General features: G+C 55.9%; 14 protein-coding genes. All 14 read right to left on the bottom strand.

Features of this window, described 5'->3' with window-relative positions; all coding sequences use genetic code 11:
- Window positions 1-625: 625 nt before the first annotated feature.
- On the bottom strand, window positions 626-2002 hold the full coding sequence (murA, locus tag E5161_RS11960) for a UDP-N-acetylglucosamine 1-carboxyvinyltransferase (RefSeq protein ID WP_136778046.1): 1377 nt from the start codon (window positions 2000-2002) through the stop codon (window positions 626-628).
- 248 nt (window positions 2003-2250) lie between these two features.
- Window positions 2251-2490, bottom strand: a complete 240-nt coding sequence (locus E5161_RS11955; protein WP_136778045.1) for a DUF1146 family protein — start codon at window positions 2488-2490, stop codon at window positions 2251-2253.
- Window positions 2491-3874: 1384 nt separating this feature from the next.
- Window positions 3875-5407, bottom strand: coding sequence for an NADH-quinone oxidoreductase subunit N (locus E5161_RS11950; RefSeq protein ID WP_136778044.1), 1533 nt, complete (start codon window positions 5405-5407; stop codon window positions 3875-3877).
- 3 nt (window positions 5408-5410) lie between these two features.
- A complete protein-coding gene (locus tag E5161_RS11945) occupies window positions 5411-7030 on the bottom strand; it encodes a complex I subunit 4 family protein (protein ID WP_136778043.1) in 1620 nt (539 codons plus the stop codon).
- Window positions 7031-8893, bottom strand: coding sequence for an NADH-quinone oxidoreductase subunit L (gene nuoL / locus E5161_RS11940; RefSeq protein ID WP_136778042.1), 1863 nt, complete (start codon window positions 8891-8893; stop codon window positions 7031-7033).
- A gap of 4 nt (window positions 8894-8897) precedes the next feature.
- Window positions 8898-9200 carry an NADH-quinone oxidoreductase subunit NuoK gene (nuoK, locus tag E5161_RS11935; RefSeq protein WP_425456518.1) on the bottom strand — a complete coding sequence of 101 codons (303 nt, stop codon included), beginning with the start codon at window positions 9198-9200 and terminating at the stop codon, window positions 8898-8900.
- Window positions 9201-9202: 2 nt separating this feature from the next.
- The gene (locus E5161_RS11930; protein ID WP_136778040.1) at window positions 9203-9724 is read right to left on the bottom strand and encodes an NADH-quinone oxidoreductase subunit J; all 522 of its coding nucleotides are present in this window, start codon (window positions 9722-9724) and stop codon (window positions 9203-9205) included.
- A 3-nt stretch (window positions 9725-9727) separates the two neighbouring features.
- Entirely contained in the window at window positions 9728-10177 is a 450-nt protein-coding gene (gene nuoI / locus E5161_RS11925; protein WP_136778039.1) for an NADH-quinone oxidoreductase subunit NuoI, read from the bottom strand.
- Window positions 10178-10181: 4 nt separating this feature from the next.
- On the bottom strand, window positions 10182-11198 hold the full coding sequence (gene nuoH, locus E5161_RS11920; protein ID WP_136778038.1) for an NADH-quinone oxidoreductase subunit NuoH: 1017 nt from the start codon (window positions 11196-11198) through the stop codon (window positions 10182-10184).
- The gene (locus E5161_RS11915; RefSeq protein WP_136778037.1) at window positions 11198-12298 is read right to left on the bottom strand and encodes an NADH-quinone oxidoreductase subunit D; all 1101 of its coding nucleotides are present in this window, start codon (window positions 12296-12298) and stop codon (window positions 11198-11200) included. The genes nuoH and E5161_RS11915 overlap by 1 nt, the downstream gene beginning before the upstream one ends.
- Before the next feature lie 7 nt (window positions 12299-12305).
- The gene (locus E5161_RS11910) at window positions 12306-13139 is read right to left on the bottom strand and encodes an NADH-quinone oxidoreductase subunit C (protein WP_136778036.1); all 834 of its coding nucleotides are present in this window, start codon (window positions 13137-13139) and stop codon (window positions 12306-12308) included.
- A complete protein-coding gene (locus tag E5161_RS11905) occupies window positions 13136-13654 on the bottom strand; it encodes a NuoB/complex I 20 kDa subunit family protein (protein WP_136778035.1) in 519 nt (172 codons plus the stop codon). Before E5161_RS11905 ends, E5161_RS11910 begins: the two co-directional genes overlap by 4 nt.
- Complete coding sequence (locus tag E5161_RS11900; RefSeq protein ID WP_136778034.1) at window positions 13639-14010, bottom strand: NADH-quinone oxidoreductase subunit A; 372 nt, start codon at window positions 14008-14010, stop codon at window positions 13639-13641. The genes E5161_RS11905 and E5161_RS11900 overlap by 16 nt, the downstream gene beginning before the upstream one ends.
- 450 nt (window positions 14011-14460) lie before the next feature.
- Window positions 14461-14937, bottom strand: a complete 477-nt coding sequence (locus E5161_RS11895) for a Dps family protein (RefSeq protein ID WP_246042195.1) — start codon at window positions 14935-14937, stop codon at window positions 14461-14463.
- Window positions 14938-15040: the final 103 nt, after the last annotated feature.

Here is a 15040-nt window from a genome sequence, read left to right as displayed (position 1 = left end):
GCAGCTCTAAGCTAGTCTCAGTGACTTTCAACCGTCGGTGTCTCGGGCTACGCATCTCTAAGCTAGTCTAATTGACATTCAAGCGTCGATGTTTCGGAGGTACGCAAGTGTAAGCTAGTCTCATTGACTTTCAAGCGTCGGTGTCTCGGAGGTACGCATCTCTAAGCTAGTCTCAGTGACTTTCAATCGTCGGTGTCTCGCGGGTACGCATCTCTAAGCTAGTTTCAGTGACTTTCAACCGTCGGTGTCTCGGGCTACGCATCTCTAAGCTAGTCTCAGTGACTTTCAAGCGTCGATGTTTCGGAAGTACGCAAGTGTATGCTAGTCTCAGTGACTTTCAATCGTCGGTGTCTCGCAGGTACGCAAGTGTAAGCTAGTCTCATTGACTTTCAATCGTCGGTGTCTCGGGGGTACGCAAGTGTAAGCTAGTCTCATTGACTTTCAAGCGTTGGTATCTCAGGGGGGCGCAAATGTAAGCTAGTCTCAGCGGCTTTCAATCGTCAGTGCTTCGAGAGTATGCGCGCACGCAGAAGAGACTCGCATCCTACCACCGTCCGCGCATATAAAAAAGATGCCCCAAACGAGGCACCTTTAGACATATGAACAGTATAAGGACGTCCGCTGATTAAGCCAGCGTGGGTTGAACTTTGAGGATTGGAACTTCCGAACCCGCGCGGTCTTTTGCAGGCAATGCCACGACAGGCGGCATTTGGGCGTGCTCGGCTTCGGCGAGAACTTCTTCCGGAGACGGCGCGCGCAAAATGTCGGCGCCAAGCGCCGCGAGCTTACCGACGATGTCTACATACCCGCGGTCAATATGATGCAGACCGGTGACTTCAGTTGCACCATCTGCCGCCAATGCCGCACAGATCAAGGCAGCGCCGGCGCGCAGGTCCGTCGAGCACACATTGGCTCCGGTCAACCGGGCATTGCCCGACACAACCGCAGTGCGGCCGTCGACTTTAATTTCGGCGCCCATTTTCGCGAGTTCCGGTACATGCATATACCGGTTTTCGAACACGGTTTCGGTTACAATGCTCGTGCCTTCCGCCTTCAGCAGCAAAGCCATCATTTGGGCCTGCATGTCGGTCGGGAAGCCAGGATAAGGAAGCGTCTTAAGATCAACCGCACGGAGAGGACGGTCTACCCGCACGCGAATGCCGTTCTCATCGGCGTCAATGACTACGCCCATTTCTTCCATCTTTGCCACAACCGGGCCCAGATGGTCTCGAATCGCGCCTTCCACATAGACGTCACCGCCTGTGATGGCAGCCGCGATCATGTAAGTACCGGCTTCCACCCGATCGGGAATCACATGGTGCTCCACACCGTGCAAGCGCTCCACGCCTTCGATGCGAATGACACCTGTGCCCGCACCGCGGACCTTGGCTCCCATCGCATTGAGGAAATTGGCCAAGTCGACGATTTCCGGTTCTTTGGCCGCATTCTCGATCAGAGTCGTACCGTCGGCCGTTGCCGCCGCCATCATGATGTTTTCCGTGGCGCCGACGCTGGCAATATCCAGATATATTCTCGCTCCGCGAAGCTTGCCGTTCACGGTCGCTTCGATGGCGCCTTGACCGAATCCAATTTCGGCTCCCATCGCTTCAAACCCTTTGAGATGCTGATCGATGGGACGCGTCCCGATTGCGCATCCGCCGGGCAGGGAAATTCTCACTTTGCCCAGACGTGCCAACAAGGGTCCCATGACCAAAAAGGAAGCCCTCATTTTCCGGACCAGTTCATATGGAGCCTCGTACGAAACAAGCTTGCCGGACTGCAGCTCGACAAAATTGTCGCCGCGCTCCGCTTGAACGCCGAGAACCGTAAGTACCTGCAGTATGTTGTTGACATCGTCCAGGGCGGGCACGTCATGAATGACGCATGATCCTTCTTCCGCCAGCAAGGCGGCAGCCAGGATCGGAAGGACGGAATTTTTGGCGCCGTGGACACGGACGACTCCCTGCAGGGGACGTCCTCCGCGGACGATGATTTTGCTCATGGGTGGTTCCCTCCGCGCGTTAATAAATCATTCCGAAGCCGTTCTCCAAGAAAGCCCAACCCCGAAAAACTCAAATTTCATCTTACCATCGGTAACTCGGATGGCACAAGAACCAACTTTTCCCGATTTTTTCCCGGGTTTTTCATGCTATATCGATGATATTCGTCCAAATGGGACTTAATGGCCGCTTCTCCACCCTATTACCCATTGTTTTCATTCCGACACACCGTTATTCTAACATTTGCTCTTCAACTGGACCGGAAAAGCCACTTCACCGAACCGGCCCACTGCCAGTAATCGAGTACGAATTTCGCCGCCAAATGGCCCAAAATGACGGCAATCAGAAGTTGCAGCATACGTGCGCGGGGACTGCGGGAGTGCTGCATCAATCGGTCAAACCGCACTTCCTGCAGCAGCACCCATGACAAAGCAATGCAGCCCAGCGTCACGAAAATCGAGAATAAACCGTTCCAGGCAAGTTCACTCATTACTTGAAAGCCCCCTGACATTCAACCGATTGGGCCCTTGCAACCATATTTATTTGGCCCGAAGGATGCGGGCCGCCGGTACCACTCAATCGCCCTTGGACGAGGAATTTCCCGCTTGGACTTGTACCGCCCGTCCGACCGGGAGACATTCCGAAGTGTGTGAATGGGTCGATTGAAACCGTCAATTCACGATTAACCTCAAATCATCAAGCGAAACCAACTGTTTCGTTTTGCTGCGATCGCGTACGATTCTTCCTGCATAATGGGTAATATATTCCATGGCCGCCTTTTGCGTCCCGGCTAAGGCACGGTGCGGCATGAACCGCGTTATGAACGCGGAGTATGAATCCCCTTCGTCACTTTTCTCCTGCTGGATTCGTGTTCGCGTTCGCAACGATCGGGGTTGCGCCAAATCGAGCCGGCAATGAGCGTATGCAAGAGCTGCTGGTTTGGTTCGACTTTGGCGAGGTAATAAAGTGCTGTTGCTGTCTTCGATGTCCGCCACCGGACTCCGTAGATTTCCTTCGCATTCAGGGGCTAGACCTTTACCCCTTTGACGCCATAAAGCTGAACTGCCTTAAATCCTGTGTCCGACACATGCGCTTGTGACTCCGCCCGCTCCTCTCCAACCGTGTAAAAAATGCCGTGGTTGAGCTGTCCCCTATTCCGCCGGCGAGGACTTAGATTCACTGCGTCATGCACACCATTCCGAATGGATCCGGGTCGAGTCCGACTTTCGTCAGAAAGCCGAGTGAAACGGACATTCGAAAATCCAATTTTCTTTTCCGACTGCAACGGCTGCCCGAACGATTCATTCGATGGTCTCGCTACTCGGTGGCGGTAACAAGCCAAGCACCTGAAAATCATGTCACAGATAGCCGCTTCGCCAAGCTTAATGAGCTCCAATATCTCAAGCAGGCGAAGTATGAAAATGTTGGCGCGCGGCGATTCATCGCTAAGAACCCTGATCTCATCTTTATGCGATCAGCGGCTAAGGAAGAAATACAACAACCCCTGCACCGCTGCACCCATCAAAGTCGAGATCTCCCCGATCGTTCAGTCTTCCATGCGGCGGAATGCCGAAAGACTTTAACAACCCGATTTGCGGGATTCCGTGGCCGGCGCATTCTTCGCGGGAAGGGTAGGGAAAAAATCCTATTTACCCAATCGTCCCCCGCTTGAATCGCGCTTTTGACATTTCATTTATAATTTCTTCGAGTTTCGACAGCAATTCCCTTCTTTGTTCGAAAAATAGGGCCTTTGGTCTCACTCTTTTGTCGTCAACTTACTTATTTCCGGTGAGCTCCAAATTCGGGGGAATACATGAAAAAGCCCTTCCCGCCGCGCTGCAAGCACGATGGAAAGGGCAGAAAAACACCGACGATCAAGATACCCAAAAATCGACACGCACCGCGAAGAACGAGTCGATCCAGCCCAGCACCGGCTTCGGAAAAAATCCGAGCGCCAATGTGGCGGCTACGGAAATCCAGATGGCCGCTGCCGCGGGTCCGGGAATCCGCAATCCCCCGTCTTCGTCTCCGCTTCTCAGATACATTTGACGAATGATACCAAAGTAAACCGCATAGGAAACGACAGTGGTCACGAGCAGAATGGCCGCCAGCCAATAGGCTCGAGTCTGGACGGTTCCAAACAGGATGAACAATTTACCGAAAAAGCCGCCGGTTACCGGCAGTCCCGCAAGCGAACACAGAAGCACGGTCATGGCCGCGGCCGTCCAAGGTGCGCGATGGTACAGGCCGGCGAAGGCGGACAACGACTCATTCCCCGAATGTCGTGACACCACGGTAAGGACCGCGAACGCCCCTATATTCATGAATGCGTAAGCCAGCAGGTAGTAAAAGAATTCCGAAAATGCCGAAGCGTGCAGCAGCGTCACTTGAAGTGCGAGCGGGATCATCAGAATCCCCGCGTTCGCCACGCCGGACAGCGCAAGAAGGCGTTTCAGGTTTTGCTGGCGCAAGGCGCCGGCCGTGCCGACGATCATAGCCGCCGCAGCCGGTACGGCAAGGGCGAGGTACAGGTCATCGTGAACCCTGGGATCGTCCTGGATGAAGATGACGATGTTCATGAAAATGCGATAAAGCATCGCGAACGCCGCACCTTTGGAGACGACTGCCAAAAACGACGTGACCGGCGTCGGTGCGCCTTGATACACATCGGCCGCCCAAGCATGGAACGGCGCGAGCGCGACTTTCATCGCAAAACCGGCGATCATGAGGAAAAAGGACACATACATGAGCGCGCGATAATCCGTTACCATCGGGCCGAGATGCTCTCTGATCAACCCCACGTTGGTCGTGCCCGCAATCCCGTATAAGAACGACATCCCGTACAGAATAAATGCGGACGCGACACCCCCTGTGACCAGATACTTGAATGCCGCTTCGCTGGATACACCGCTTCGTTTGCGCGAGCCGACGAGAATATAAGTGGTGATGCTCAGCAGTTCCAATCCGACGAACAACGTGATCAGATCGCCGGAGGAAGCCATAACCATCGCACCCAATGCAGCCGGCAGCATCAAATAATAAAATTCGCCTTTAATCGGAACATCCGCCGTACGTACCGAACCGAGCGAGGCCAGCACGATAAACGCGGATGATCCTAAAAACAACAGCTTGAGCAAATTTCCGAAATCGTCTACACGATAACTGCCGCCGAGCAGTTCATGCACCTGCGGGTTATCCCCGGCATGTTGGAAATCCAGCATGAGCCACGCGACGAAGCCTGCCGCGGCCGCGAGCCCGACAATCGCCAGCCAGCCGACGAAATTGCGGTTCCAGCTCTTCGGCGCGAATAGATCAAGCAAAGCCAACACGACTGCAAAAGCGGACAGCGTAATTTCCGGGGCGAGGTACCAGGCATCGCTCCACGTTAAGGTTGCGATTTGTTCCATGTGTCAACCCCCCGCCCTCTGTTGAATTTGTTCCAGCAGGCCGTTGAAGCCTTGCTGCATCATATCGGTCATGACGGACGGGAACACGCCGAGCAGCACGATCAGCGCCGTTAAGGCGATCATCGGCACCGCTTCGACAAAGCGCGCGTCTTTGATATCCGTCCACCGGTCCGGAATCGGTCCGAACGTGATGCCGAGCACGCTGCGCAGCACATATACGGCCGCTAACAAAACGCCGAGCACCCCGATGGCGGTCAACCATTTCATGGAGCCGAACAAGCCGAGGAACGACAGAAACTCGCCCACGAAGCCGGACAATCCAGGCAATCCGAGCGAAGCCATCCCCGCAGTCAGCAAAATGCCGGACAAGAACGGCATCGACTTCGCCAGTCCCCCCAGCTCGTCGATTTGCGTCGTACCTGTTCTTTCGTACAACGTGCCGACGATGAGGAACAACAGCGCGGAAATGAGACCGTGGGAGACGGATTGGTAAATCGCCCCCTGCAAGCCGATTTCATTCAACGACGCAATCCCGAGCAGCACGATGCCCATATGGCTGACGCTGGAGTACGCCAGCACGAGCTTGAACTCCTTTTGCACACAGGCCAATACCGCCCCGTACAAAATGTTGATCACACCTAAGACGGCAAGCGTTGTCGACCAATCTTCCAGCTGCGCGGGAAGCAGGAACGCTGCGAAGCGGATCAAGCCGTACACGCCCATCTTGAGAAGCACGCCCGAGTGGATCATGACAACCGGCGGAGGCGCTTCGGTATGTACACGGAGCATCCAGGTGTGGAACGGAAAGATCGGAATTTTGATGCCGAACGCGATGAGCAGCAAGACGAACGCCCAGTTTTTCAAACCCTCGGAGAGATGAAGTCCGGCATCTCCCGTCTGGCTCGGATCCATATTGGCATAAGCATTCGGATCGGCTATGTTGTTCAGCAGCACGTCGTAGCTGCCGCTGTACGCGATTTGTACCCCGTCGGTACCTTGAACCGCCGTGAATCCCGCCGTGGCGATCAGGATCAGAAAAGCGAGCAGCATCGCGGCGGATCCGAGTCCGTTATAGACAAGGAACCGATTGGCGGCTTTTTCGCGAGCGAAGTAACCCCACACCCCGATCAGGAAAAACATCGGAATAAGCGTGAGTTCGAAGAAGATGAAAAACAGGACCAAATCCCGTGCTAGAAACACCCCATACATGCCGGTTTCAAGCAGCAGGAACAGGGCATAATACATTTTCCAGCGTTTGCGGACATGCACGGACGCGATCGCCGCCATGACGGAGACGACGGATGTCAGCAGCAGCAGAGGAAGCGAAATTCCATCAATCGACAAGTGGTAATCGAAATTGACCAGCATTGAGCTGATATCCTGGCCCAAGTCGCGACTCAGCGGAATCGACAGCCACGTAAAATGTTCGGTGTACGGAGCTCCGCCGGTTGCCGTTTGATAGGAGGCGAAGAGCCACAAAGTCAAAACAAGCGGAATTACCGAGAAGACCAGAGCCGTAACACGATGCCAGCTTCCTTGTTGTTTAGGCAGCAGCAGTACGAGAAGCGCTCCGACCAAAGGAGCGAGCAAGATGCACGACAGTACCGGAATGTTCTCGAGCATTTACCAGAACCTCCTTCCGGCTATCGCAAGCGCAATAATGACGAGCCCGATCAGCGCGGTCAGCGCGTAACCTTGCAGTTGTCCGCTCTGCAGCCGGGCATTGAGACGGCCGAGACCGGCAGCGGATTGGCCCGCCATACGGACGACTCCGTCCACGACGTACTCGTCGAACACCGCCAAAGCTTTGCCGAGACCGCCCAGCGGTTTCACAAGGATGAACCGGTACAGCTCGTCGATGTAATATTTATTTTCCAGCACTTTCACCAGACCGGGAATGCGGGAAGAAACGATGTCGCGTCTGACCGTTCCTTTTGCGTAAATCAGCCAGCCGAGATAAACCCCCAGCAAGCTCACCGCCACGGAAACGACGATGACCATTGCGCTCGTGTGAGCTTCGGGTTTCTCACCGGTCACCCATTCGCCGAACCATCCGTTAAACGGTGTTTCGACGAAGCCGGCGACAACGGCAAGCACCGCCAAGACAATCAGCGGAAGCGTCATAATGGCAGGCGATTCATGAGCATGGGCTTCGCCCCGCGGATTGCCGGCGAACACCATGAAGAATAGTCTCGCCATATACAACGCGGTCAGGAAAGCGGTCACCGCGCCGACCCAGAACAGCAGCGGCTGGTGCGTAAGCGCCGCGGTAAGAATCGCGTCCTTCGACCAGAATCCGGCGAACGGCGGGATTCCGGACAGCGCCAGAGCGCCGATGCCGAATGTCCAGGCGGTAATCTTCATGTTCCGGCCGACTCCGCCCATTTCCCGGATGTCTTGCGTATGTACGGCGTGGATCACACTGCCGGCCCCGAGGAACAGAAGCGCTTTGAAAAAGGCGTGCGTGAACAAATGAAACATCGCCGCAGATACCGACCCGACACCCAGCGCCAGCATCATGTAACCGAGTTGGCTGACGGTCGAGTAGGCCAAAATCCGCTTGATGTCGTTCTGAGCAAGGCCGATGGTGGCCGCGAAAATCGCGGTGAACCCGCCGATGACGGCCACTGTAGTCATGGCGGCATCCGATGCTTGGAAGATGACGAACGTCCTCGCCACGAGGAATACGCCGGCGGCGACCATCGTCGCGGCATGGATGAGCGCGCTGATCGGTGTCGGACCTTCCATCGCGTCCGGTAACCACACATGCAGCGGGAACTGACCGGATTTGCCGACCGCACCCAGGAAGATCAGCAGTGCGATCAGCGTCGTAATGCCGCCAGCTATTACGCCTGCCTCCGTGGTAAACACGTTATGAATACTGGAGAAATCGAGTGCGTTACCCGGCATGTACCAGAACAGCAGCAGCAGGGCGATGAGCAGCCCCAGATCCCCGATGCGGGTGACGATAAACGCCTTCTTGGCAGCCGCTTTCGCTTCCGGCTTTTGAAACCAGAAACCGACGAGCAGGAACGAACAGACGCCGACGAGTTCCCAGAAAATATAGAGAGTCAGCAAGTTGTCGGAGAGAACCAATCCGAGCATCGATGCGGTGAACAAGGCCACATAAGCGAAAAAGGTGGTGATTCTCTCATCGTCCCGCATGTATCCGTGGGAGTAGAGATTAACCAGGAAACTTACCAGCGTCACGACGACAAGCATCAGCGACGTCAGGTTCGTCACGTCGAATCCGGCGTTCAGCGAATAATTGCCGATCTGAAGCCAGGTGAAGTGGGCGTTGTATTCGTCTACCGTTCCCGACAACCGTTCGCCCGCGATGCAGAGCGATAAGATCAGCGACACGAGCGACGCCAGCGTCCCGATCCACGCCGCTTGCCTTCCGGCTCCCCGGCCCAATGTGATCAGTACGGCGAAGGCGGCCACCGGAAACAAGGGGACAAGCCAGGCGTATTGTGCGAAAGTCATGGCGTTACCTCCTCAACTCGTCGAATTCGTCCACGTTCACGGAGGCCCGGGCACGGTAAATCGCGACCAATATGGCGACACCGACCGCAGCTTCGGCGGCGGCGACGGTCATCGTGAACAGCGAGAACAGTTGTCCGGTGAGCGAAGGTTGAACGCCGTATTTGGAGAAGGCCACCAAGTTCAGGTTTACCGCGTTCAGCATCAATTCGATGGACAGCAGGACGATGATGGCATTGCGTTTGACGATGACGCCGTACAGACCGATGCAGAACAAGACGGCGGCCAGCGTCAGATAAGAGGCCAGCATGTTCATTGCGGATCCTCCTCTCTCTTCGCCAAAGCCACCGCACCGATGAAGGCGACGGTCAGCAGCACGGAGACGAGTTCGAACGGTACGGCCATTTGGGTGAAGAGCAATTTGCCGATTTCACGCGTCGTGTCCAAAGGCAGCGGCGCCGAATCGGCGGGAAAGTTGGCATCGCGAATGGCAAAAATCAAAATCCCCAGCAAGGCCAGGCACCCGATCGCACCCAGCGTCTCCAACAGAGGACGCGACGGTTCTTGTCCTTCGCCTTGATGCTTGGTCATCATGATGCCGAAAATCATCAAAATCGTGATGGCGCCCACATAGAGAAGCACTTGAACGAAGGCCACGAATTCGGCTTCCAGCACCACGAACAAACCGGCCAGCGCGATGAAGGTGAACGCCAGCGACAGCGCCATGTGCACCACTTTCGTGAAGTTGAGAGCCATTACCGCACCTACGATGGCGCAAACGGCCAGCGAGAAGAACGCGACGAACTCTCCGGTAAATTCGATGTTAAAGCTCATAGCCTACTTCGCGCCTCCCCTCTGAGGAGCGCCGATGTTGTTGTTATCTTGCCGGATATTCTCGGTGTTGTCTCCCAGCCATTTGAGATCCTTGAACAATTCGTCGCGGCTGTAGGCCGCTAGCTCGAAGTTGTTCGTCATCACGATCGCTTCGGTCGGGCACACTTCCGTGCACAAATCGCAAAGGATGCAAATTTCGAAATTGATGTCGAACGTGTCGAGCACCTTGCCCTTTTTCTCCGGATCCGGATTCGGTTTGCCCGTAAGCGTGATGCATTCCGTCGGGCAAATGCGCGCGCATTGGTTGCAGACGATGCATTTCTCTTCACTTACGTACTGGATACCGCGAAATCGGTCCGGCATTTGAATCGGGACATCGGGGTATGCATGGGTCACTTTTTTCGCGCCCAACGATTTGAGCGTGACGCCGAGACCTTTCATCATGCCTTTCATTCGATCAGCCTCCCATTCCCCACAGTTCGATGTAAGCCGCCGTGATGAAAATGTTGAGAATGGCGAGCGGCAGCAACACTTTCCAGGCCAATCCCATCAGTTGATCGACCCGCAGACGCGGGAACGTCGCCCGAATCCAGAAAAGGCAGAATACGATAACCGCAAATTTCAGGAAAAACCAAATGATGCCCGGGATGAAATCCAGCTGCGGAATCGGTGGATTCCACCCTCCGAGGAACAGCAGGGTCGTGAGACAGGCGATGGCGTACACGTATACATACTCCGACAGCATGAAGAACGCGAAGCGAAAACCGCTGTATTCCACGTGATAACCGGCCACCAGCTCCGACTCCGCTTCCGGAAGGTCGAACGGCGTCCGGTTGAGCTCGGAAATCGCAGCCACGACAAACACGGCGAATCCCACGATTTGAGGCAAAAAGTTCCAGTGCCAGAAATAGCTGCCCTGCGAGGCCACAATATCCCGCAGGTTCAAGCTGTTCGCCCACATGACGCATCCAACGACGGAGATGACCAGCGGCACTTCGTAGCTGATCATTTGGGCCGCCGAGCGCATGCCGCCCAGCAGCGCGTATTTGTTGTTCGACGCCCAGCCGCCGATGACGATGGCGATCGTGGTGATGCCGGATAACGCGATGTAATAGAGGAAGCCGATGTTCAAATCGGCGAATTGCAGGTTTTGGCTGTAAGGGATGAACGCCAGCACCACGAAAGACGGCACGAACGCCAGCACAGGCGCCAGAACGAACAAGCCTTTGTCAGCCTTTTTCGGAATCGTGTCTTCCTTCAGCAGCAACTTCGCCACGTCCGCCACCGACTGAAGCAGCCCCAGCGGGCCGGTCCGGTTCGGACCTTTGCGGAACTGCATCCAGCCGATGACTTTACGTTCGAAGTAGATGGCGTAGGTGACGAAGAGAAGCACGAACGCCAATACGCCGATGGCTCCCGCGATAAAGATCGCTCCGTGGCCCCAAGTTAGAGGCTGATCCCAAAAACGCTGCATCAGCAGTCGACCTCCCCGAGCACGATGTCAATGCCGCCGAGAATCGTGACCAAGTTCGTCATGCTCTCTCCTACCAACAGCTTGGGCAGGATTTGCAAGTTCACGAAGGACGGCCGGCGGAATTTCAACCGGTACGGTTCGGCTTTGCCTTTGGAGACAAGATGGCAGCCGATTTCGCCGCGCGGCGACTCGATGCGCACATAGATCTCTCCGCCCGGAGGACGGATGACGCGAGGCACCTTGCCCATCGTTTCCCCCTCGGCCGGGAATTGCTCAAGCGCCTGCTCCAGAATGCGAATGCTTTGCTCGATTTCGCCCATGCGGCACAAATAACGGTCGTAGCAATCGCCGTTCCGGCCGACGACGATGTCGAAGTCGAAGCGGTTGTACAAACTGTAAGGCTCGGTTTTGCGCAAATCCCACTTGACGCCCGTCGAGCGCAGGTTGGCGCCGGACAAGCCGTATCGGATCGCGGTTTCCGCGTCGTACTTGCCGACACCCTTGATCCGTGAGAGGAAGATCTCGTTGCCGCTCACGAGATTGTGGTACTCGTCGAGCCGCAGCTTCATGTCTTTCACGAAACGTTTGACCTTCTCGATCCAGCCTTCCGGAGCGTCCCATTTGACGCCGCCGACGCGCATGTAGTTATAAGTGAGGCGCGCGCCGCACAGTTCGTTAAACAGCTCGAGAATTCTTTCCCTGTCGCTGAACGCGAACAAAAAAGGACTCATCGCGCCGATGTCGAGCAAATAAGTCCCCCACCATACGAGGTGGCTCGCAATGCGCTGCATTTCCATGACAATGAGACGGAGGAATTCCGCACGTTCGGGAATTTCGAGCTCCATCATCTTCTCCACGGCATGCACGAGCACATAATTGTTCGTCATGGCGGACACGTAGTCCATCCGGTCGGTATAAGGAATAATTTGCGTAAAATTGAGATTTTCGGCGAGCTTCTCGGTCCCGCGGTGCAGATACCCCATCACCGGCGTCGCTTCCGTGATGACTTCCCCGTCAAGCTTCACAACAATTCGGAACACCCCGTGCGTACTGGGATGCTGGGGGCCGACGTTCAGCAGCAGTTCTTCGGTACGGATCACGCTGTAGTTACACCTCCGGGTCAAGCGGGACGTAGTCTTTGCGAAGCGGATGGCCGACCCAGTCGTCGGGCATCATGATCCGGCGTAAGTCGGGATGTCCCGGAAAATCGACGCCGAGCAAATCGAAAATTTCGCGTTCGTTCCAGTTCGCCGTCTCCCAAATCGGAGTAACGGACGGAACGGACGGTTGTTCGCGGTCGGTACGCACCTTGATGCAGTACGTCTCGCGTCGCTCCATGTTGAGCGGGTAATACACGACTTCCATGTAAGTTTCATAATCAACGCCGGATACGTTGCGCAAATAATGGCATCCGAGCTCTTGGTGATCGCGGAAAAGCGCGGCGGCTTCTTTCCAGCAGTCATTCTTCAGCACGAGCGTCGGCAAATGATCGTTCGGTTCGTTGATGTACGCTTCCTCCACCGCATCCTCCGCGATCAGCTCACGCAGCAGCGCGACGGCCCGGTCGAGCCGGGGCTGGTTCGGGGACGGCGGCTTGGGCGGCGCAGGCGGCTCCGCCGGTGCATCTCCAGCCGCGGCTGGAGATTCTCCTGATGCAGCGGGTGCGGGTGCCGTTCCTGAAGCTGCTGCAGCTTTAGCCAACGCGGCCGCGGCTTTGGCCGCTTCCTTCGCTTCCAATGCGGCCTTACGGCGTGCGGCTTTCTCTTCGTCCGTCTCTTTGCGGCGAGGCGCCGGGGCTTCTCCTTCTCCGGCGGCCGGGGCAGGCGGGGCTGCTGCTGCCGGGGTTTCGGCGGCCGCCGGCGCTTCCGGCTTCGGCTGCTCCGGCTGTGTCTCCGAAGCGCTGCCCGGCTCGCCGCCCGATTTCAGTTCCTCATCGCTCATCCGCCGGTCACCTGCTTCCCGGTTTTGGCTTCGTATCTGATTTTGGCTTGCAGTTTATTGATTCCGTAAATAAGGGCGGCCGGGTTCGGCGGACATCCAGGAATATAGACGTCAACCGGCACGATCTGGTCCACGCCTTTCACGACGGAATACGATTTCACGTAGGGTCCGCCTGCCGTCGCGCAAGAACCCATCGCGATCACCCACTTGGGCTCCGGCATTTGATCATATAACCGCTTGAGCAGCGGGCCCATCTTCTTGGTGACCGTACCGGACACGATCATGACGTCGGATTGACGGGGGGAAGTACGGAACATGACCCCGAAGCGGTCCAAATCATAGTGAGGCGCGCCCGCGGTCATCATCTCGATCGCACAGCAAGCAAGACCGAACGTAAGCGGCCACAGCGAGTTGCTGCGGGCCCACCCCTTCAACTGCTCGACGGTGCCGAAAAAAACGTTGCGTTCCAGCTCCTGACGTTCTTCCGGAGTCACATTGGCTAAATCGAGTTCCATTGCAGCACCTTCTTCTTCCAGGCATAGGCCAGGCCCACGAGCAGCAGCCCGACGAAGATCACCATCTCCACCAACGCAAATAAGCCGAGCTGTCGATAGGCTACGGCCCAAGGGTAGAGGAATACGGTTTCGACATCAAAAACGACAAACATAAGCGCATACAAATAATAGCGGACGTTAAAGCGGATTTGGCTGTCTCCAACCGGGTCGTTCCCGCTTTCGTAGGTCGTTTCCTTGTCCGGGTTCGGCTTGCTGGGTCTCAATTGCTTGCCGAGCCATAGGATAACGATCGGAAACGCGATGCCCAGGATGAGGAAAATCGTCACGATGACGTACGAGTTTATGTACTTCTCCACCTCTTACCCTCCGCGTTCGAAGTCGGAAAAAGCACATCCGGCGGGGCCGGACGGTCATTTTTCCTTCACAATTATAGCAAATGCTCCCAACCAAGTCCATGAAAAAAGCGGTTACAACGTTCGCCCGTCCTCGACAAAGCCCGCTGCGACGGCGTTTTCAGCACCTCGTCCAAGTAACGTTTATGCTCGTATTTCCTTTTGTATGCGAGCTTTCTCGGAATCCCCTTCGCTCAGTTTTGCTGGTCGGGAGCGGCACATCGTAGCTCTCTGCTGCTTATTTCTGTCGGTTGGGTAGTCGGGAGCAGGCCGTCCGATTGTGGCCCCTGATCGAAGGGGATAGCGGCAAAAGGATAAAACAGTTCGCACTGCCGCACGAGACGCTGCCCCAACGCAAAAAGAGCCGGCACCCCGCGCAGCGCGTCGAGCCGGCTCTCTTTTGCATTATCCCCGTTACTTTCCGATTGTTGCGTTGAGCATCCACATTTGCTTCTGGAGGTCTTCGATATGCTCGTTCAGCATGTCCGCGGTCGCCGTGTCCTCGAACTCTTCTTCCGCGATCTGCGTCGCCTTTTTCAAGCCGTCCACCATTTTCGCAAAATCGTCGACGATCGTCTCGAGGATGTCGGTATCGTCCGCACCCGCCTTGCCGCCTTCTTTAATATGGCTCACCGACAAATATTCCTTCATCGTGGAAGAAGGCTCGAGGCCGATGGCCAGCATGCGTTCGGCCAGCTCGTCCAGCTTCTTCGCGGCCATTTCGTACAATTCCTCGAATTTCACGTGCAGCACCGGAAAATGGGGACCTTTGACGTACCAATGGAAATGATGCAGTTTAACGTACATAACCCACCAGTTGGCCAACTGCTCGTTCAGTGTGTCCTGGAGCTTTGCGGTTTTTTTGCCCGGCTCTTTGACGGCCATCTTCATCACTACCTTTCCCGGATTATCCTGGACTCCGTCATACTTTACCCCGAAAAATGCTGCGGCAAACGAAAAACCGGATCTCCGCACCGAGGCGAAAATCCGGTTG

The organism is Cohnella pontilimi (genome assembly GCF_005049045.1).
Lineage (GTDB): Bacteria > Bacillota > Bacilli > Paenibacillales > Paenibacillaceae > Cohnella > Cohnella pontilimi.
Note: the sequence above shows the minus strand (reverse complement) of the source record. Positions and strands in the feature narration are given on the sequence as shown.

Bases quoted from the DNA above. Each gene is read 5' to 3' on its own strand.
- nuoI (WP_136778039.1), bottom strand. From the start codon at position 10,177: ATGAAAGGCATGATGAAAGGTCTCGGCGTCACGCTCAAATCGTTGGGC.
- E5161_RS11955 (WP_136778045.1), bottom strand. From the start codon at position 2,490: ATGAGTGAACTTGCCTGGAACGGTTTATTCTCGATTTTCGTGACGCTG.
- E5161_RS11930 (WP_136778040.1), bottom strand. From the start codon at position 9,724: ATGAGCTTTAACATCGAATTTACCGGAGAGTTCGTCGCGTTCTTCTCG.
- E5161_RS11905 (WP_136778035.1), bottom strand. From the start codon at position 13,654: ATGGAACTCGATTTAGCCAATGTGACTCCGGAAGAACGTCAGGAGCTG.
- E5161_RS11895 (WP_246042195.1), bottom strand. From the start codon at position 14,937: ATGAAGATGGCCGTCAAAGAGCCGGGCAAAAAAACCGCAAAGCTCCAG.
- nuoH (WP_136778038.1), bottom strand. From the start codon at position 11,198: ATGCAGCGTTTTTGGGATCAGCCTCTAACTTGGGGCCACGGAGCGATC.
- E5161_RS11945 (WP_136778043.1), bottom strand. From the start codon at position 7,030: ATGCTCGAGAACATTCCGGTACTGTCGTGCATCTTGCTCGCTCCTTTG.
- E5161_RS11910 (WP_136778036.1), bottom strand. From the start codon at position 13,139: ATGAGCGATGAGGAACTGAAATCGGGCGGCGAGCCGGGCAGCGCTTCG.
- nuoL (WP_136778042.1), bottom strand. From the start codon at position 8,893: ATGACTTTCGCACAATACGCCTGGCTTGTCCCCTTGTTTCCGGTGGCC.
- E5161_RS11950 (WP_136778044.1), bottom strand. From the start codon at position 5,407: ATGGAACAAATCGCAACCTTAACGTGGAGCGATGCCTGGTACCTCGCC.
- murA (WP_136778046.1), bottom strand. From the start codon at position 2,002: ATGAGCAAAATCATCGTCCGCGGAGGACGTCCCCTGCAGGGAGTCGTC.
- nuoK (WP_425456518.1), bottom strand. From the start codon at position 9,200: ATGCTGGCCTCTTATCTGACGCTGGCCGCCGTCTTGTTCTGCATCGGT.